Source organism: Stenotrophomonas maltophilia (assembly GCF_039555535.1).
Lineage (GTDB): Bacteria > Pseudomonadota > Gammaproteobacteria > Xanthomonadales > Xanthomonadaceae > Stenotrophomonas > Stenotrophomonas maltophilia_Q.
The window spans coordinates 3,129,994-3,148,759 of record NZ_CP154630.1; the positions used below are offsets into that span (position 1 = coordinate 3,129,994).

Annotated in this window: 19 protein-coding genes; 2 read left to right on the forward strand and 17 right to left on the reverse strand. The window is 66.6% G+C overall.

Translation table 11 applies throughout. The features are described from left to right. Positions 1-31: 31 nt before the first annotated feature. The 13 genes from alaS to rlmE all read right to left on the reverse strand — a co-directional run bounded on the left by alaS (position 32) and on the right by rlmE (position 14,889). A complete protein-coding gene (gene alaS / locus AASM09_RS14420; RefSeq protein WP_049428135.1) occupies positions 32-2,680 on the reverse strand; it encodes an alanine--tRNA ligase in 2,649 nt (882 codons plus the stop codon). A gap of 109 nt (positions 2,681-2,789) precedes the next feature. Next, positions 2,790-3,281 (reverse strand): recombination regulator RecX, encoded by a 492-nt coding sequence (gene recX / locus AASM09_RS14425; RefSeq protein ID WP_005409024.1) that lies wholly within the window; start codon positions 3,279-3,281, stop codon positions 2,790-2,792. Positions 3,282-3,391: 110 nt separating this feature from the next. Continuing rightward, the gene (gene recA, locus AASM09_RS14430) at positions 3,392-4,429 is read right to left on the reverse strand and encodes a recombinase RecA (protein WP_049428133.1); all 1,038 of its coding nucleotides are present in this window, start codon (positions 4,427-4,429) and stop codon (positions 3,392-3,394) included. Positions 4,430-4,633: 204 nt separating this feature from the next. Next, positions 4,634-5,269 carry a transcriptional repressor LexA gene (gene lexA, locus AASM09_RS14435; protein WP_049428130.1) on the reverse strand — a complete coding sequence of 212 codons (636 nt, stop codon included), beginning with the start codon at positions 5,267-5,269 and terminating at the stop codon, positions 4,634-4,636. Positions 5,270-5,455: 186 nt separating this feature from the next. Further along, positions 5,456-7,138, reverse strand: a complete 1,683-nt coding sequence (gene ubiB / locus AASM09_RS14440; RefSeq protein ID WP_049428179.1) for a 2-polyprenylphenol 6-hydroxylase — start codon at positions 7,136-7,138, stop codon at positions 5,456-5,458. A 34-nt stretch (positions 7,139-7,172) separates the two neighbouring features. Continuing rightward, the gene (locus AASM09_RS14445) at positions 7,173-7,667 is read right to left on the reverse strand and encodes a CinA family protein (RefSeq protein ID WP_049428177.1); all 495 of its coding nucleotides are present in this window, start codon (positions 7,665-7,667) and stop codon (positions 7,173-7,175) included. Positions 7,668-7,770: 103 nt separating this feature from the next. Beyond that, entirely contained in the window at positions 7,771-9,081 is a 1,311-nt protein-coding gene (gene hflX / locus AASM09_RS14450; protein ID WP_049428128.1) for a ribosome rescue GTPase HflX, read from the reverse strand. Positions 9,082-9,095: 14 nt separating this feature from the next. Further along, the gene (hfq, locus tag AASM09_RS14455) at positions 9,096-9,371 is read right to left on the reverse strand and encodes an RNA chaperone Hfq (RefSeq protein ID WP_004152891.1); all 276 of its coding nucleotides are present in this window, start codon (positions 9,369-9,371) and stop codon (positions 9,096-9,098) included. Positions 9,372-9,467: 96 nt separating this feature from the next. Next, positions 9,468-10,421 (reverse strand): tRNA (adenosine(37)-N6)-dimethylallyltransferase MiaA, encoded by a 954-nt coding sequence (miaA, locus tag AASM09_RS14460; protein ID WP_049428127.1) that lies wholly within the window; start codon positions 10,419-10,421, stop codon positions 9,468-9,470. Further along, entirely contained in the window at positions 10,421-11,317 is an 897-nt protein-coding gene (gene folP, locus AASM09_RS14465) for a dihydropteroate synthase (protein WP_049428125.1), read from the reverse strand. The genes miaA and folP overlap by 1 nt, the downstream gene beginning before the upstream one ends. Before the next feature lie 648 nt (positions 11,318-11,965). Continuing rightward, positions 11,966-12,151, reverse strand: coding sequence for a hypothetical protein (locus AASM09_RS14470; RefSeq protein ID WP_008265807.1), 186 nt, complete (start codon positions 12,149-12,151; stop codon positions 11,966-11,968). A gap of 101 nt (positions 12,152-12,252) precedes the next feature. Beyond that, positions 12,253-14,187 (reverse strand): ATP-dependent zinc metalloprotease FtsH, encoded by a 1,935-nt coding sequence (gene ftsH, locus AASM09_RS14475; RefSeq protein WP_049427664.1) that lies wholly within the window; start codon positions 14,185-14,187, stop codon positions 12,253-12,255. A gap of 69 nt (positions 14,188-14,256) precedes the next feature. Continuing rightward, on the reverse strand, positions 14,257-14,889 hold the full coding sequence (rlmE, locus tag AASM09_RS14480; RefSeq protein WP_005409014.1) for a 23S rRNA (uridine(2552)-2'-O)-methyltransferase RlmE: 633 nt from the start codon (positions 14,887-14,889) through the stop codon (positions 14,257-14,259). 65 nt (positions 14,890-14,954) lie between these two features. Between rlmE and yhbY the strand changes: the two genes are divergently transcribed. Continuing rightward, entirely contained in the window at positions 14,955-15,260 is a 306-nt protein-coding gene (yhbY, locus tag AASM09_RS14485; protein WP_004152868.1) for a ribosome assembly RNA-binding protein YhbY, read from the forward strand. Positions 15,261-15,273: 13 nt separating this feature from the next. Further along, the gene (locus tag AASM09_RS14490) at positions 15,274-15,648 is read left to right on the forward strand and encodes an Mth938-like domain-containing protein (protein WP_010485970.1); all 375 of its coding nucleotides are present in this window, start codon (positions 15,274-15,276) and stop codon (positions 15,646-15,648) included. A 149-nt stretch (positions 15,649-15,797) separates the two neighbouring features. Here the strand turns inward: AASM09_RS14490 and AASM09_RS14495 are convergent, their stop codons facing one another. Genes AASM09_RS14495 through surE form a run of 4 tightly spaced genes read right to left on the reverse strand, consistent with a single transcriptional unit; the run spans position 15,798 to position 18,663 of the window. Beyond that, positions 15,798-16,580 (reverse strand): peptidoglycan DD-metalloendopeptidase family protein, encoded by a 783-nt coding sequence (locus AASM09_RS14495; protein ID WP_049429574.1) that lies wholly within the window; start codon positions 16,578-16,580, stop codon positions 15,798-15,800. Further along, a complete protein-coding gene (locus tag AASM09_RS14500) occupies positions 16,577-17,191 on the reverse strand; it encodes a YqaA family protein (RefSeq protein ID WP_014036746.1) in 615 nt (204 codons plus the stop codon). The genes AASM09_RS14495 and AASM09_RS14500 overlap by 4 nt, the downstream gene beginning before the upstream one ends. 18 nt (positions 17,192-17,209) lie before the next feature. After that, entirely contained in the window at positions 17,210-17,887 is a 678-nt protein-coding gene (locus tag AASM09_RS14505) for a protein-L-isoaspartate(D-aspartate) O-methyltransferase (protein ID WP_049429575.1), read from the reverse strand. Beyond that, a complete protein-coding gene (gene surE / locus AASM09_RS14510; RefSeq protein ID WP_012510655.1) occupies positions 17,884-18,663 on the reverse strand; it encodes a 5'/3'-nucleotidase SurE in 780 nt (259 codons plus the stop codon). The genes AASM09_RS14505 and surE overlap by 4 nt, the downstream gene beginning before the upstream one ends. Positions 18,664-18,766: the final 103 nt, after the last annotated feature.

The following is an 18,766-nucleotide window of genomic DNA, read 5'->3' on the forward strand; positions in this document are numbered from 1 at the left end:
GCTCCTACAAGGAGGGGGACGGCCAGGTTCATCACAGGCGGGGGCTGACCCATTCGACGACCGCAGCCAGCGCAGTGGCAAGGGCGGGCCCGTCCTCGCCACCACCCTGGGCGAGGTCCGGGCGTCCGCCGCCCTTGCCCCCGATCTGACTGGCGATATGGGACAACAGTTCCCCGGCCTTGACCTTGCCCATTGCGCTGCCGTTCACACCCGCGACCAAGGCGGCCTTGCCGTCCTGGGCGCCGGCCAGCACGATCACCGCATCGCCCAGCTGCTGCTTGAGACGGTCCATGGCGTCACGCAGGGCCTTGGCATCGAAGCCCTCCAGGCGGGCCGCCAGCACCTTCACGCCGGCAACCTCGACGGCCTGGCCGGACAGGTCGGCCGTGGCACCTGCGGCGACCTTGGCCTTCACGGCATCCAGTTCGCGCTCCAGCTGCTTCTGGCGCTGGCCAAGGGCACGGATCTTCTCGACCACGTCGGTAGCGCTGCCGCCGAGCAGTTCAGCGGCCTCGGCCAGGCGGGCCTCTTCGGCGTCCACGTAATCCAGGGCGCCCTGGCCGGTAACGGCCTCGATGCGGCGCACGCCGGCGGAGACACCACCCTCGGAGGTGATCTTGAACAGGCCGATGTCGCCGGTACGGTTGACGTGGGTGCCGCCGCACAGCTCGGTGGAGTAGTCACCCATCTTCAGCACGCGCACGTGCTCGCCGTACTTCTCGCCGAACAGCGCCATCGCACCGAAGTCCAGCGCTTCCTGCATGCCCATGTTGTGCACTTCGGCGGCGTTGTTGGCGCGCACCTGCTGGTTGACCTTGCGCTCGATCACGGCAAGCTCTTCCGCGCTGATCGGCTGGAAGTGCGAGAAGTCGAAACGCAGGCGGTCCGGTGCGACCAGCGAGCCCTTCTGCTGCACGTGGGTGCCCAGCACTTCGCGCAGGGCGGCGTGCAGCAGATGGGTGGCCGAGTGGTTGAGGATGGTGGCGCCACGGCGCTCGCCATCGACCTGGCCGGACAGGACGTCGCCAACCTTCAGGCCACCTTCGGACAGGGTGCCGACGTGGCCATGGAACTGGCCGGCGAACTTCTGGGTATCGTCCACCGCGAGGCGCACGCCGTTGCCGGTCAGCACGCCGGTGTCGCCGACCTGACCACCGGATTCGGCGTAGAACGGGGTCTGGTCAGTGATCACGATGACGGCGTCACCGGCATCGGCCGACTGCACCGGACGACCGTCCTTCAGCACGGCCAGCACGGTCAGGCCATCGGCCTGCAGGCGGTCGTAGCCCAGGAACCGGGTCGGGCTGAGGGTCGCCACCAGCTCGGCCGGCAGGGTCACGCCGCCGCCGAACTTGCCGGCCGCACGTGCGGTTTCGCGCTGCTGCTCCATCGCAGCATCGAAGCCGGCGATGTCGACGGTCAGGTCACGCTCGCGGGCGATGTCCTGGGTCAGGTCGAGCGGGAAGCCATAGGTGTCGTACAGGCGGAAGGCGTCAACGCCCGGGATCACGCCATTGCTGGCCTTGCCCGCGACGTCTTCGAAGATCTTCATGCCAGCATCGAGGGTTTCAGCGAAACGCTCTTCCTCGGCCTGCAGCGCACGGGTGACGGTGTCCACCGCTGCCGGCAGTTCCGGATAGGCCTCGCCCATCTGCTCGACCAGGGTCGGCACCAGCTTGCTGAAGAACGGCTGGCGCACGCCCAGCATCCAGCCGTGGCGCAGGGCGCGGCGGATGATACGGCGCAGCACGTAACCACGGCCTTCGTTGGACGGCAGCACGCCATCGACGATCAGGAACGAGCAGGCGCGGATGTGATCGGCGATCACGCGCAGCGACTTGTTCTCCAGGTCGGCGGTGCCGGTCAGCTCCGAGGCCTTGCGGATCAGCGCCTGGAACAGGTCGATCTCGTAGTTGGTATGCACGTGCTGCAGGATCGCCGCCAGGCGCTCCAGGCCCATGCCGGTATCAACGCACGGCGCCGGCAGCGGCACCAGGGTGCCGTCGGGCTGGCGGTCGAACTGCATGAACACCAGGTTCCAGATCTCGATGAAGCGGTCACCGTCTTCATCCGGAGAACCCGGGGGGCCACCGGCGATATGGTCGCCGTGGTCGTAGAAGATCTCGGTGCACGGGCCACAGGGGCCGGTGTCAGCCATCTGCCAGAAGTTGTCCGAGGCGAACGGTGCACCCTTGTTGTCGCCGATGCGCACGATGCGCGCTTCCGGAATGCCGACCATGTCGCGCCACAGTTCGTAGGCTTCGTCGTCGGTCTGGTACACGGTGACCAGCAGGCGCTCGGCCGGCAGCTTCCAGACCTGGGTCAGCAGTTCCCAGGCCCAGGCGATCGCATCCTTCTTGAAGTAGTCGCCGAAGGACCAGTTACCCAGCATTTCGAAGAAGGTGTGATGGCGCGCGGTGTAGCCGACCTGGTCGAGGTCGTTGTGCTTGCCGCCCGCGCGCAGGCAGCGCTGGACGTCGGCTGCACGCACGTAGCTGCGCTTCTCCGCGCCAAGGAACACGTCCTTGAACTGCACCATGCCGGAGTTGGTGAACAGCAGGGTCGGATCATTGCCCGGCACCAGCGGCGCCGACGGCACGATGGTGTGGCCTTTGCCCTTGAAGAATTCAAGGAAGTCGCTGCGGATCTGGGAAGTCGTGAATTTGGCGGATGCGTTCATTGGGGGCTGGCAGTCTGCGGGCCGGCGGGCCCGGACCACCAGCCGCGTTGGCCAGAGTCGCGAGGGACCGCCGAAAACCTAAAGGGTATCAGGCCCGGCGCCGCCAGTCTCAGTCATCCGGGTCGTAGCGGGTCGCACGGCGGATGCTGTCGCCGTCGAAGCCGCGTCGGGCCAGCAGATCGGCCGCCTTGCGCCGCTGCGTCAGATCCTGCGGGCCGGCCTCGCCGAAGCGCCGGCGGACCAGGTCACGGGCGTTTTCCTGCCAGTCGCCTTCGTAGCTGTCCATCGCCGCGGCAATGGCGGCACTGTCCAGGCCGTGGGTGCCGAGTTCGGCACGGACATGGATCGGCCCATAGCCGGTGTTGGCGCGCATCCGCACCAGGTTCTCGGCGAAACGGGTGTCGTCCTGCCAGCCGGCCTCGGTCAGCTTGGCGACAGCGGCCTGCGCGGCCTCGTCTTCGATGCCACGGGCGGTCAGCTTGCGGGTGAGTTCCTTGCGCGAGTGCTCGCGGCGGACCAGCAGGCCCAGCGCCCGTTGCACGGGGGTCTGCTCACGCGGCCGGCGCTTTCGGCCGGTCGGAATGTCTTCGGCGTCGGACATGGGTACTCCAAGGGTGGCGCCATCCGTGGCGCCCAGCCCATCCCTGGGCGATTCGAACCTGCGGGACAGGGCGACGTCACTGACGGCGCCGCCCTGCCCCACAGCAAGCCTTACTCGTCGTCGCCTTCGTCGTCGCCTTCCTCGCGGGCCGCTTCGGCCGGCTGGAACTTCTCGCGCAGCTCGGCCTCGAGCTTGGCGGCGACAGTCGGGTTGTCGCGCAGGTAGCCGCGGGCGTTGTCCTTGCCCTGGCCGATGCGTTCTTCACCGTAGCTGTACCAGGCACCGGCCTTCTCGACCAGCTTGGCATCCACGCCCATGTCGATCAGTTCGCCTTCGCGGCTGATGCCCTCGCCATACAGGATCTCGGTGATGACCTGCTTGAACGGCGGTGCCAGCTTGTTCTTGACGACCTTGATCTTGGTCTGGTTGCCGATGATCTCGTCGCCCTTCTTGATCGCGCCGATGCGGCGGATGTCCAGGCGGACCGAGGCGTAGAACTTCAGCGCGTTGCCACCGGTGGTGGTTTCCGGGCTCTGGCCCGGCATCATCACACCGATCTTCATGCGCAGCTGGTTGATGAAGATCACCAGGGTGTTGGAGCGCTTGATGTTGCCGGTCAGCTTGCGCAGCGCCTGGCTCATCAGGCGGGCCTGCAGGCCCGGCAGCTGGTCGCCCATCTCGCCTTCGATTTCGGCCTTCGGGGTCAGCGCGGCGACCGAGTCGATCACCAGGATGTCGACCGAACCCGAACGGACCAGCATGTCGGCGATTTCCAGCGCCTGCTCACCGGTATCCGGCTGCGACAGCAGCAGGTCGTCCACGTTCACGCCCAGCTTGGCGGCGTAGATCGGGTCCAGCGCGTGCTCGGCGTCGATGAAGGCCGCGGTGCCGCCCAGCTTCTGGCATTCGGCGATCGCCTGCAGGGTCAGCGTGGTCTTGCCCGAGGATTCCGGCCCGTAGATCTCAACGACACGGCCCTTCGGCAGCCCGCCAATGCCCAGTGCGATGTCGAGCATCAGCGAACCGGTCGGGATGGCTTCGACGGGCTCGACCACACGGTCGCCCATGCGCATCACCGAGCCCTTGCCGAACTGCTTCTCGATCTGGCCCAGAGCTGCAGCGAGGGCGCGCTTCTTGTTCTCGTCCATCGGATGGGTCCTTGCAGAGGTCGTGTCGTTGGAGGTGCTGTCTTTGGGGGTCTTCTTTGCCATGGGCTCACTTTAAGTCGGACGTATCGCACAGGCTGAGATTCTGCCCGGCGCTCTGAAAAGAATTATCGGACATCCGTACCAACCTCAGTGGAACCAGAGAATCGCCACAAAAGACCGCGGGGTAATGCGCTATGGAACGGGTCACCGGTTGGGTCGCAACAGGCCGCAATAGAGGCCTTCGATCGAGAAGTCCTGGTCCGGCAGCACCTCGATCGGCTTGTAGTCGGGGTTGCGCGGCAGCAGGCGGATACGATCCTTGGCGATCTTCAGCAGCTTGACGGTGATCTCGTCATCGATGCGGGCCACCACGATCTGCCCGGAATGGGCGTCGCGGGTGCGGTGCACGCCGATCAGGTCACCGTCGAAGATGCCCTCGTCGATCATCGAATCGCCCTGCACCTTCAGCAGGTAGTCCGGCGCTGGCGAGAAGAAGACCCGGTCCAACACCACGAAATCGTCCGAGCCGATATCGGCGCCGATCGGCAGGCCGGCCGCAACCCGGCCGAGCACCGGCAGGCGCAGCACGCTGTCGGGCAGATCTGGCTCGGCCAGCTTCTCGACCGGCGGTGCCTGCACCAGGCGGATGCCGCGCGCCTGGCCTGGGATGCGACGGATCGCACCGGCCTGCTCCAGGGCTTCCAGGTGGTACTGGGCCGCGCGCACGCCCTTGAAGCCGAACGCGCGTGCGATTTCAGTTTGCGACGGCGGTGCGCCTTCGCTCTCGATACGCTCGGCGATCAACTGCAGGATCGCCTGCTGGGTGTCGGTCAGGTCCATGGTTAGTAGTATTACTACTAACGTGCGGGACTGCAAGTGCCGAAGACGACACGGCGACATCTGCAGTGCCGAGCCGTGCTCGGCAATGTGGCGAATGGCTGGGCTGGGCTGGGCTGACCTGGGCAAGAGCAGCCGAGCATGGCTCGGCTCTACAGGAATCGCTGCGCGATTCCGCGGTAAACACACTCATGTGTGTTTACCGCTTCTCCATATAGAGAACAGGATCCACACGCCGCAGAAGCCGGCGCCGATGAAGCCGCAGACCCCCAGCGCCAGCAGCCAGCGGCTGGAAACACCGCCGACGCTGTGCATCACGATCGAGGAGCCGATGATCAACGCGGCGGTGACGATGCCCATCACCAGCCGGTTCGCTGCGCGGTTCACCTGTTCGCCGAAGCCCTGCAGCGCGCTGGTTTCCACCTTCAGCTGGAGACGACCGCGACGCGCCGCCTGCACCAGCTTGCGCAGGTCGCGCGGCAGCTCACCGGCGAAGTCGACCAGGCCCAGCAGGCTGCGTCGGCCCCGCTTGAGCAGCGCCTTGGGCGCATAGCGCTGCAGCACTACCCGCTCCAGGAACGGGCGCGCAGCACTGGCCATGTCGAAATCCGGATCCAGCTGGCGCCCCATGCCCTCCAGGGTCAGGAACGCCTTGATCATCAGCGCCAGGTCGGCCGGCAGGGTCAGGCTGTAACTGCGCAGCAGCTGGGTGATGTCACCCAGCATCAGGCCGATGCGCAGGTCCTTCAGCGGCACGCCGCGGTACTGATCGACGAACTGGCTGATGTCGTGCTGCAGCCGGTTCTCGTCCACTTCCACGCCACCGGCCCAGTCCAGCAATACGTCGGCTACGCCCTGCGGGTCCTGCTCGACCAGACCGTGCAGCAGCTGCGCGACCTGGAAGCGGCGCACTTCCGACAAGGCGCCGACCATGCCGAAATCGATCACGCCGATGCGGCCGTCACGCAGGTAGATGATGTTGCCGGGGTGCGGGTCGGCATGGAAGCTGCCGTCTTCGAGCACCATCTTCAACACGATGTCCGCGCCGCGCCGGGCCAGTTCGCGCCGGTCCAGGCCCGCCGCATCGACACCGGCCAGGTCACGCCCGGGAATGCCGTCGACGAAGTCCTGGACGTTCAGGCTTTCGCAGGTCCACTGCCAGTGCACGCTGGGGATCAGGATGTCGTCACGGCCGTTGAAGTTGCGCGCGATGCGCTCGGCATTGCGGCATTCGGCAGCGAAATCCAGTTCGCGGCGCAGCGACACGGTGAACTGCTGCACGACCTCGGCCGGGCGGTAACGACGCAGGTCCGGCAGGCGCGCCTCGACAATCTCGGCCAGTCGGGCCAGCAGCCGCAGGTCGGCCTCGACCACATCGCGGATACCCGGGCGCCGCACCTTCAGCACCACCTCGCGGCCGTCATGCAGGCGCGCGCGGTGGGCCTGCGCCAGCGAGGCGGCGGCCATCGGGGTTTCATCGAGGAAGGCGAACACTTCCGTCGGCGAGGCGCCAAGGTCGGCTTCGAGCTGCTCGCGGATATCCGCGTACGGCAGCGCCGGCACCGCGTTCTGCAGTTCGGACAGTTCAGCGATCCATTCCGGCGGCAGCAGGTCAACGCGCGTCGCCAGCACCTGCCCGAGCTTGACGAAAGTGGGACCGAGATCCTGCATCGCACTGCGCACACGCACCGGCGCGGTCATCCGCAGCAGTTCCTGCCGCTCTTCGTTCCAGTGCAGCAGGCGCCCTGCCCGCTCCAGCGTGCTGGCCAGGCCGATGCGTCGCACCACGTCACCAAAGCCATAGCGGATCAGGACAACCGCAATTTCCTGCAGTCGGCCCAGGTCACGGACCGTGCCCAGCGTTTCCCACATCATGCGTGCTCCGGACGATTACCGGAGCAGCATGTCACAGCTGGGCGTCGATGCCGCGCAATGCCGCCGCCACGGTTTGCCGGCGGATGGCTTCGCGGTCGCCATCGAACTGGAACAGCTCGGCGCGGGCATAGCCGCCACGGCGCTTCCAGCCGATCCAGACACTGCCCACCGGCTTGTCCGGGCTGCCACCGCCGGGGCCGGCGATGCCGGTCACCGCCACCGCGATGCCGGCACCGGAATTGACCAGCGCACCGGAGACCATTTCCAGCACGGTTTCGCGGCTGACCGCACCGAACTGCTCCAGGGTCTGCGCGCGCACGCCGAGCAGGCGCTGCTTGGCTTCGTAGCTGTAGACCACCATGCCGCAGTCGAAGAACGCCGAGGAACCGGCAATGTCGGTCATGCACTTGGCAATCCAGCCACCACTGCAGCTTTCAGCGGTCACCAGCTGCAGCGAGGCCTGCTGCAGGCGCCGCCCGAGCGCGGCGGACTGGGCATTGAGTTCAGCGTCGGTGGGGATGGACATCGGCATGACGGTGGGGTGAAGAACCTGCACGTTGTACCGCAGATGACAGCCTCATGTCGCGCACCACCGCAATGGCAGCCGCCGGGCATGGCCCGGCGCTATCTCACCACTCCGGCAGCTTCTCCGGGAGCAGCGACCGGATCGGTGCACCGTCGGCGCTGGCGGCCAGCTTTTCGGCTTCGGCGATCGGCAGGTCAACCTGCAGCAGCCAGCCCTCTTCATCCGCCTGTTCGCTGCGGATCACTTCCAGCTGGTGCAGCCGCGCGCGCAGGCGACCGGCATCGGGTGGCAGGCGCAGTTCGCCGGTGACGTGCTGCAGGCCCAGGCGCTTGCCCAGCACCGCCTGCAGCAGCTCCAGGCCCTGCCCGTCGCGTGCGGAAATCCACACCCGCTCGCGGCGCGATTCGTCCGGGATGCCATCCTGGCCGTCGTGGCGGACGTCGGCACCCTCGATGCGGTCGATCTTGTTGAACACCAGCAGCTGCGGCAGGTCACCGGCACCGACGGCGGTCAGTACTTCGTCCACCTGAGCGATGCGCTCCTCGCGGTGCGGATCGGCGGCGTCAACCACGTGCAGCAGGAAATCGGCCTCGCGTGCCTCCGACAGCGTCGAGCGGAACGCGGCGACCAGGTCATGCGGCAGGTCGCGGACGAAACCGACGGTGTCGGCCAGCACCACGTTGCCACCGGGCACCGCGATGCGGCGCACGGTCGGGTCCAGTGTGGCGAACAGCTGATCGGCGGCGTAGGCCTCGGCGCCGGTCATGGCATTGAACAGGGTCGACTTGCCGGCGTTGGTATAGCCCACCAGGGCCACGCGCGGCAGCTCGCTGCGCACGCGCGCACGACGCATCTGGGTGCGCTGCACTTCGACCTTTTCCAGACGCTTCTGCAGCTGCTCGACCCGCTTCTGCAGCAGGCGGCGGTCGGTTTCCAGCTGGGTTTCACCCGGGCCGCGCAGGCCGATCGAACCGCCACGCTGGCGCTCCAGGTGGGTCCAGCCGCGCACCAGCCGCGTGGCCAGGTGACGCAGCTGCGCCAGCTCGACCTGCAGCTTGCCTTCGTGGCTGTGCGCACGCTGGGCGAAGATGTCCAGGATCAGGCCGGTACGGTCGATCACCCGGCGCTCCAGGAAACGTTCCAGGTTGCGCTCCTGGCCTGGGCTCAAGGCATGGTTGACCAGGATCAGGTCGGCACCGCTGGCGTCGGCCGCTGCCTTGATCTCGTCCAGCTTGCCGCTGCCGATCAGGGTCGACGGATTGGGACGGTCCAGGCGTGCGGTAATGGTCGCGGCGATGCTGGCCCCAGCCGAGCGGGCCAGATCACCGAATTCTTCCAGCACATCGTCTTCCAGCTTGCCGAAATGGGGCTGGATCAACAGGGCGTGTTCACCCTTTTTCGAGCGGTCAAACATTCACCGCTCCGGTCTTACTCGTCTGCTTCATCACCTGCCTGACCACCTTCACCCGACTGCACATAACCACCGCCCGGACCGACCTTCACGTTGCGTGCCGGAACGACCGTGGAAATGGCGTGCTTGTAAACCATCTGACTGACCGTGTTGCGCAGCAGGACCACGAACTGGTCGAACGACTCGATCGTGCCCTGCAGCTTGATGCCGTTGACCAGGTACACCGAAACCGGCACGCGTTCGCGCCGCAGTGCGTTCAAGAAAGGATCCTGCAGCGATTGCCCCTTGGACATTGCACACTCCTGATTATTGTTCTTATTGGGTTGCCGACGGTTGCCACGGCCCCCGAGCCGCCCGCCGACCGATGATGTTACACGGCTGGCGGGGGGTCAGCGTGCGACGAAGGTCGACACCGCGCCGGCCAGGCGCTCTCCATCCACATGGGGGTCGAACCAGCGCGCATCAAGCTCGCCGCGCAGCCAGGTCAGCTGGCGCTTGGCCAGTTGCCGGGTGGCGAAGATCGCCTTGTCACGGAATCGGGCGGCATCGCCCTCCCCGTCCAGGTACTCCCAGGCCTGGCGATAGCCGACCGCGCGCACCGCCGGCAGGTCCAATGGCGCCGACATGGCAGCCATTTCCGGCATCGCGCGCAGTGCCCGTACCTCGTCAAGGAAGCCCTGCGCCAGCATGGCGTCGAAGCGCGCTTCGATCCGCTGGTGAAGCACCGCGCGGTCACGGGGAGCCAGGATCAGCTTGAGGGTGCGCACCGGCAAGGGTGCCACGCCCGGCCGACGCTGCCATTCGGTAATGGGGGTACCGGTCAGGCGGTAGACCTCCAGCGCCCGCTGGATGCGCTGCGGGTCGGTGGCATGGATGCGCCCGGCCGCAGCCGGATCGACCTCGGCCAGTTCAGCATGCAGGGCCGCCCAGCCGCGCTCGGCGGCTTCGGCGCTGAGCACCTCGCGCATTGCCGGGTCGGCCTCCGGCATTGGCGACAGGCCCTGCAGCAACGCACGGAAGTACAGGCCGGTGCCACCGGCCAGGATCGGCGTTTTGCCACGCGCCACGATGTCGGCCACGACCCGGCCGGCATCGGCGGCGAACTCGGCCGCCGAATAGGTCTGCCACGGATCACGCAGGTCCAGCAGATGGTGTGGCGCCTGCGCACGCTCGGCGGCGTCGGGCTTGGCCGAACCGATATCCAGATGGCGGTAGACCAGCGCCGAATCGACGCTGACGATCTCGCCGTCCAGCTGCCGCGCCAGGGCGATCGCCGTGGCGGTCTTGCCACTGGCAGTCGGCCCCATCACGGCGATCGCCAGCGGCCGCCGGTCGATGCCCATCAGTCTTCGTCCGGCCAGCGGATCGATGGCGTGGCATCAGCACGCGGCGTAGGCACGGCGTCGACGGCCTGCCAGATCTTCAGCGCATCCACGGTGGCTGCCACGTCATGCACGCGAACGATTCGCGCACCGCGCTGGACCGCAATCAGGTGTGCGGCCACCGAGGCAGCCACGCGCTCGGAGGGCGCGTCGCGGCCGGTCAGTTCGCCGAGGCTGCGCTTGCGCGACAAGCCGGCCAACATCGGCACGCCCAGTTCCAGGAAGCGCTCGGAGCGTGCCAGCAGGGTCATGTTGTGGGCGGTGGTCTTGCCGAAACCGAAGCCGAGATCGATCAGCAGATTCTTCTTGGCGATACCGGCCATTTCCGCAGCGAACAGCCGCTGCACAAGGAAACCGTGCACCTCGGCAACCACATCGTCGTAGTGCGGATCGGCCTGCATATGGCCCGGCTCACCCCGCATGTGCATCAGCACCACCGGCACGCCGACGTCGGCAGCGGCTTCCAATGCGCCGTCCTGGCGCAGGCCATAGATGTCGTTGATCATGCCGGCGCCGGCCGCCACGGCTGCGCGCATCACCTCCGGCTTGAAGGTGTCGATGCTGATCGGCACGGCGCTGCGCGCGGCCAACTGCTCGATCACCGGAATCACCCGGCGCAGTTCTTCCTCGACCGATACCGGCGCAGCGCCCGGACGGGTCGATTCGCCACCGATGTCGAGCAGGTCGGCGCCCTCCTCCACCAGCTTCAGGCCGTGCGCGACTGCGGCTTGGGTTGTGTCGTGCGCGCCGCCGTCGGAGAACGAGTCCGGGGTGACGTTGACGATGCCCATGACCCGGGCACGGTCCAGGCGCAGGATGCGGCCGGCGCAATCGAGCTGGGGCGAGGTATCGAACATGGGCAATCCTGCAGGGACAACGGCGGGTAGTTTAGTTCGGCAGGGCGGCGCCCTGCACCCGCCGAGGCCAGAGCGACAGCAACAGCCGGAGCAACAGCGGGTTTACTGAAGAATGGCGGGGTGGGTCCGGTTGCGGGGGCCGCTGCAAGTACGTCCATGTAAGCTCGGTCGCCGCATCCATGCGGCTCACGCCCCCGCAACCGGACCCACCCCGCCTTCGACAGATTTCCGCGATCTGCAGTAGATCCACGCCATGCGTGGATGAATCTCCATCGGAATCAAACATTTCGAATTGGAATCGAAATGTCTCCACGCATGGCGTGGATCTACCGTGTCGACCAAGGTCGACACCTACCAGCAGCTGCCGAAATCTGTCAGAGGTGGGGCGGTGTGGGCAGGCAGGACCGTTGGCGCCATGGATGGCGCCATCGAGCCCCCATGGGTGAGGGGGCTTTGCTTGCGAAGCATTGCTTCGCAAGCGCCCGAACGCACAGCCGCCAGCGGCTGGGCCGGACCGCGGAGCGGGGTTTACGGCGTGTCCTGCCTGCCCACACCGCCCCGCCATCCCACGGACAGCCAGCTTCTGCTGTTGCTTCGGCCGTTGCTTGAAGCTTCGGCAGGTGCAGGGCGCAGCCCTGCCGATACCCCTCAACGGCGGCGGCGCTTGCGGTCCACGTACAGGGTCTTGGCAATGCTCAGCACGATGCCAACGGCGATACCCACCACACAGCCCAGCAGCAGGTTGTCGGCGCCAAGGCCCACACCCACGCCGACCACCGTGGCGATGACCATTTCGACGGTGTGGGAAATCGGTTCGGGCTTCGGGGCGGACATGCAGACTCCAGCATCAGTTCAGTTGAGCAGAGGGGCCGGGGGCCCGGAAACGACGAAGCCGGGTTGCCCCGGCCTCGTCTGGTGTCACCTGCAGCAGGCCATCAGTGCGATTCGGCCGGGCCTGCGATCGGCGGCAGCGGACGGGCGTCGCCGCCCTTGTCGTCGCCACCATCCTTGTTCGACTTGTTCCAGCCAGCCGGCGGCGGCGGATCGCGACCTTCCATGATGGCGTCGATCTGCGGCGCGTCGATGGTCTCGTACTGCAGCAGCAGCTGGGACATCGCGTGCAGCTTGTCCAGGTTGGCCGTCATCAGCTCGGTGGTGCGTGCGTAGGCCTCGTCGAGGATGTTGCGCACTTCCTCGTCGATGCGGCGCGCGGTGTCGTTGGAGACACTCTTGTGCTGGGTGACCGAACGGCCCAGGAACACTTCGTCGTCCTCTTCGCCATAGGCGATCGGGCCAAGCTGATCGGAAAGACCCCACTTGGTGACCATGTTGCGGGCCATCTTGGTGGCACGTTCGATGTCGTTGGAGGCGCCGGTGGTGACCTTGTCGGCACCGAAGATCAACTCCTCGGCCACGCGGCCGCCGTACAGCGAGCACAGCTGCGACTTGATGGCCACGCGGTTCATCGAGTACTTGTCGCCTTCCGGCAGGTACATGGTCACACCCAGCGCGCGGCCGCGCGGGATGATGGTGACCTTGTAGACCGGGTCGTGCTCGGGCACCAGGCGGCCAACGATGGCGTGGCCGGCTTCGTGGTAGGCGGTGAGGGTCTTCTCCTCCTCGCTCATGGCCATCGAACGGCGCTCGGCACCCATCAGGATCTTGTCGCGGGCACGGTCGAAGTGGTCCATGCGGACTTCCTTCTCGTTGCCACGTGCGGCAAACAGGGCGGCCTCGTTGCAGAGATTGGCCAGGTCGGCGCCGGAGAAGCCCGGGGTACCGCGCGCGATCACCATCGGCTCGACATCGTCGGCCAGCGGCAGCTTGCGCATGTGGACCTTCAGGATGTGCTCGCGGCCCTTCACGTCCGGCAGGCCGACCACGACCTGGCGATCGAAACGGCCCGGGCGCAGCAGCGCCGGATCCAGCACGTCCGGACGGTTGGTCGCGGCGATCACGATCACGCCTTCGCCACCTTCGAAACCGTCCATCTCGACCAGCAGCTGGTTCAGGGTCTGCTCGCGCTCGTCATGACCACCGCCCAGGCCGGCACCGCGATGGCGGCCGACGGCATCGATTTCGTCGATGAAGATGATGCACGGCGCGTGCTTCTTGGCCTGCTCGAACATGTCACGCACGCGGCTGGCGCCAACGCCGACGAACATTTCCACGAAGTCCGAACCGGAGATCGAGAAGAACGGCACCTTCGCTTCGCCGGCGATGGCCTTGGCCAGCAGCGTCTTGCCGGTACCCGGCGGGCCGACCATCAGCACGCCGCGCGGAATCTTGCCGCCCAGCTTGGTGAACTTGGACGGGTCGCGCAGGAAGTCGACCAGCTCGCCTACTTCTTCCTTGGCCTCGTCGCAGCCGGCGACATCGGCGAAGGTGACCTTGATCTGGTCTTCGCCCTGCAGCTTGGCGCGCGACTTGCCGAAGGACATCGCGCCCTTGGCACCGCCGCCACCGCCCTGCATCTGCCGCATGATGAACAACCAGAAGCCGATGATCAGGATGACCGGCAGGAAATTCATCAGGATCGCACCGAGGGAAATGCCGCTGGACGGCTCCTCCTGCACGATTTCCACGTTCTTGGTACGCAGCACGTTGATCAGGTCACGATCGAACGGCGCGGTGATGGTGGACGACTGCCCACCGCGGGTGGTGTAGGTCAGCTGGCTGGTGCCGCCGCGCATGTCGCCGCCGAAAGCGACTTTCTGCACGTTGCCGCTGTCCACCTGGTCCAGGAACTGCGAATACGACGCGCCCTGCGCCCCGGCCCCGGAGGACTTGGGCGAGAAGCTCTGGAAGACCACCATCAGCACGACGGCGACGACCACCCATAGCAGGAGGTTCTTGGTCAAGTCGTTCATCCTCATTGGCTCCGGTGTTCCTCTCAGTGCTGGCGTTGCGTTGGGGTCGAACTTGCGTACGTTGCGAGCTTACTTCATGTGGGCGCGTTTTCCCTGACCCAAGGCATACACCTCGGGAGAGCGCTTGCGCGAGGCCTCCGGCTTGCGGATGGAGACCTTGTCGTACCGGCGGCGCATGTCGCGCACGTAGTCGTCAAAGCCTTCACCCTGGAACAGCTTGATCAGGAACGCCCCACCGGTCTTCAGGTGGTTGTCGGCAAAATCCAGGGCCAGCTCCGCCAGGTGCATCATCCGCGGCTGGTCAACCGCGCCCACACCACTCTTATTGGGGGCCATGTCCGACAGCACAAGGTCTACCGGCTGGTCCCCGAGCATGGCTTCAAACTGTGATAGGACGGCTTCTTCCCTGAAGTCACCATGAAGGAACTCCACACCGGCCAGCGGCGGCATGTCCAGGATGTCCAAGGCGAGCACGCGACCGGTGTCGCCGATCTGTCTCCGCACCTGCTGAGACCAGCCACCCGGCGCCGCGCCGAGGTCGACCACCACCATGTGCGGCTTCAGCAACCGGTCACGTTCGAGCAGCTCTTCGAGCTTGTAGGCGGCGCGCGAGCGCATGCCTTCGGCCTGCGCCTTCTTCACGAAGGGGTCGGAGAAGTGTTCCTTGAGCCAGCGCTGGCTGCTTTTGCTGCGGGTAGCCATTGAAAATAGGGGCTGATGGGGTCCTCATGATACCCTGATCGCCCCATTCAACCGTGTTTTCCTGCATGTCCATCGCCCTGACCGCCTCCCAGACCCGTTTCCTGCGCGGCCAAGCCCACGACCTGAAGGCCCTGCTGCAGACCGGCGGCAAGGGTGTGACCCCGGCCTTCATCGCTGAGCTGAACGAAGTGCTGGAGCGCCACGAGCTGGTCAAGGTGAAGGTCGCTGCCGAAGACCGCGACGCACGTGACGTGATGATCGGCGAGATCGTCGAAGCCACCGAAAGCGCGCTGGTGCAGCGCATCGGCCACGTCGCCGTGCTGTACCGCCCGAGCAAGGAACAGCGCCAGATCGTGCTGCCGCGCGGCTGATCGCCCGACTGCCATGCAGCTGAACCACGAACCGCCGGATTACGCCTACAGCCTGCGCGCCGCCGATGGCCGCTCGGCCCGGGTCAACGAGCTGGTGCTGGGCAGCAGCTTCTTCCTGACCCCGGACCAGCTGGTCGAGCGCTGGCCGGTGAAGCAGGCCACCGAGCTGCAGCTGGCCGACCTGGAGCCGATCCTGGCGCTGAACCCGGCACTGATCGTGCTCGGCACCGGCGACCGCCAGGTGTTCCCGCCGGCGGTGGTGATGGCGGCCTGCCTGTCGCGCGGGATCGGCCTGGAAGTGATGAACAATCCGGCCGCCGCGCGCACCTTCAACATCCTTGCAGGCGAAGGCCGCAAGGTTGCCGCCGCCTTCATTCTCGAAGGCTGACGTGGTGCCGCCGGGCATGGCCCGGCGCTACCCTGGATCACACTCGACTCTGTAGCGCCCGAGCCCACGCTCGGGCGGCGCCGCATCGCAGCGAAGAGCAGCCGAGCATGGCTCGGCTCTACATGTGGCGCTGCCCGTCTCTGCCTGCGTCAGCGCGCCGGCAGATACTGCTGCGGGTCGACCGGCTTGCCGTTGTAGCGGATCTCGAAGTGGACCATGTCGCGGTTCGCACCGGTACGGCCCATTTCGGCGATCTGCTCACCGGCCTTCACGCTCTGGCCTTCGTTCACCAGGCGCTTGCGGTTGTGGCCATAGGCCGACAGCCACTGGTCACTGTGCTTGATGATGATCAGCTCGCCATAACCGACCAGGCCGGCACCGGAGTACACCACCACGCCATTGGCGGTGGCCTTCACCGCCTGGCCGCTGGTGCCGGCGATATCCACGCCCTGCTTGGTTGCGTCACCGGCCACGTAGCGGCCAACGATGGCGCCGTCAGCCGGCCAGCGCCAGGCGATGTTGCTCTTCACCGGGCCGACCGGCGCCGGGGCTGGCGTGGTGCTGCCCGTGCTGCCACCGCCGGAACGCGGCGGGGTCACCACCGTGGTCGGCGCGCGGCCACCGCTGGCACCGGCCGGATACAGGCGGATCACCTGGCCCGGATGAATGGTCGACGGGTTGTCCAGGCTGTTCCAGGCGATCAGGTCGGCCGGAGTGATGTCATGGATGCGGGCCAGCGCATAGATGGTGTCGCCCTTGCGCACCACCACGGTCTGCCCGGGCTTGGGCACCGAGGTCTTCGGCGTGGTCACGCCACCAGTGCTGCCGCCGCCCGGGCGGACCACGGTGGCGGTGCCGCAGGCGGCCAGGGTTGAAACCAGCAACGCCAGCGCGCCGATGCGCACTCCCTTGCTCAGACGATCAGGATTCATGCGAACTTCGACCTCCATACAAGCCAGGCGATCAGCACCACCACCAACGCGGTGGCGATCCAGCCCAGCGGTTCAATCCAGCGACGCAGTGCCGCTTCAGCACGCGCACCACCGATACGGATGACCGCAGCCAGCACGAACACGCGCTTGCCACGACCGATCAGCATGCTCAACAGGTACTGCGGCATCGGTACACCGACGATACCCGATGCCCACGTGAAGACCTTCATCGGGATGGGCATGAAGCCGCCCAGCACCAGGAAGGTGAACACCGCCCAGGGCGACTCGGCCATCTTCGCCTGCACGGTGGTGATGCCCTGCTCGATGGCCGGCAGCATGCCCAGCGCTTCGAACAGCGGCTTGATCGCCTCGAAGGCGTAATGACCCAGTGCATAGCCAACCAGCGCGCCGACCATCGAGCCGGCCAGGCTGAGGGTGGCGAACCACCAGCCGCGCTTGGGCTGGGCCACGCACATCGGCGCCAGCATCACTTCCGGCATCACCGGGAAGATGATCGCCTCGAAGAAGCTCAACACCGTCAGGTAGGTCGGCGCGCGTTCGTGCGCCGCCCACTTCATCGCCCGCTCGTACAGCGGCCCGAAAATCTTCATGCAACCCTGCTCCGTGGATTAGTCGAGCATGCCGGACAGCAGCGGCACGAAGGTGACCGGCGCCAGCACGCGTTGTTCGATGCTGCCGTCAGCCTTGCGGTCCAGCTGCACCAGCGACTGCCCGCCCGGCCCACCGACCGGCGCCACCAGGCGGCCGCCCTCGGCCAGCTGCCCGACCAGTTCATCGACCAGTGCGGGCGCTGCAGCGGTGACCACGATGGCATCGAACGGGCCATGCTCGGCCCAGCCGGCGCGGCCGTCGTCATGCTTGGTGCGGATGTTCATGCCCAGCGCACGGAAGCGCTTGCGCGCCTGCCGCAGCAGGTCGCCGATGCGCTCGACGGTGTAGATTTCCAGGCCCAGCGCGCCGAGCACGGCGGCCTGGTAGCCGGAACCGGTACCGACTTCCAGCACTTTCTTCGGCGAGACTTGCAGCACGGCTTCGGTCATGCGCGCCACCACCCACGGCTGGGAAATGGTCTGGCCGTGGCCGATCGGCAGGGCGGTGTCTTCGTAGGCGCGTGACGCAAGCGCTTCGTCGATGAACAGATGACGTGGCACCACCCGGATCGCATTCAAGGTCGACTCGTCGACGATGCCGGCCTCGCGCAGGCGATCGACCAGGCGGTCACGCACGCGCTGCGAGGTCATGCCGATACCAACGGCTTCCGGTTGCAGGCGAAGGCGTGGACTCATGCCGGCTGGTCCAGCGCGGCGCTGAGGCCGCCGACCCAGCTGGCCACCTTCTCCAGGGCCTGGTAGCGGGTCAGGTCGACCTGGATGGGGGTGATCGAGATGTGGCCGGTGCGTACCGCGTGGAAATCGGTACCAGGGCCGGAGTCCTGCTCACGACCGGCCGGGCCGATCCAGTAGACCTCGTTGCCGCGCGGGTCCTTCTGCGCGATGCAGCCTTCGGCGCGATGGCGGTTGCCCAGGCGCGTGACCTCGAAGCCCTTGACCTCGTTCCACGGCAGGTCCGGCACGTTGACGTTGAGGATGGTGTCGGCGGGCAGCGGATCGGCCTTGAGCCGGGCAACGATCTCGACCGCGGCGCGCGCTGCGGTCTCGAAATGCTTCGGGTCGTGATTGCGGCTGACCAGTGAAACAGCAACCGCCGGCAAGCCGAGGAAACGACCTTCCATCGCCGCCGAGACGGTGCCGGAATAGATCACGTCATCGCCGAGGTTGGCAGCATTGTTGATGCCGGACACGACAATGTCGGGCTCGAATTCAAGCAGGCCGGTCAGCGCCAGGTGCACGCAGTCGGTGGGCGTACCTGCCACCGAGACGGTGTAATGGTCGATGCGCTTGAGGCGGATCGGCAGGTCCAGGGTCAGCGAGTTGCTGGCACCGGAGCGATCGCGGTCGGGTGCGACCACCGTGACTTCGTGTCCAGCCTCGCGCAGCACCGAGGCCAGCATCCGGATGCCTGCGGCGTCGACACCGTCGTCGTTACTCACCAGGATTCGCATCTTCGATTTAACCGCTTGATTTTCCAAGAATTCGATTCCGTCACCGTGCAGTGTGGGCGGGACCGTCGTGCTCCCTGCGGAAGCCGTCGACCCTGCAAGGGCA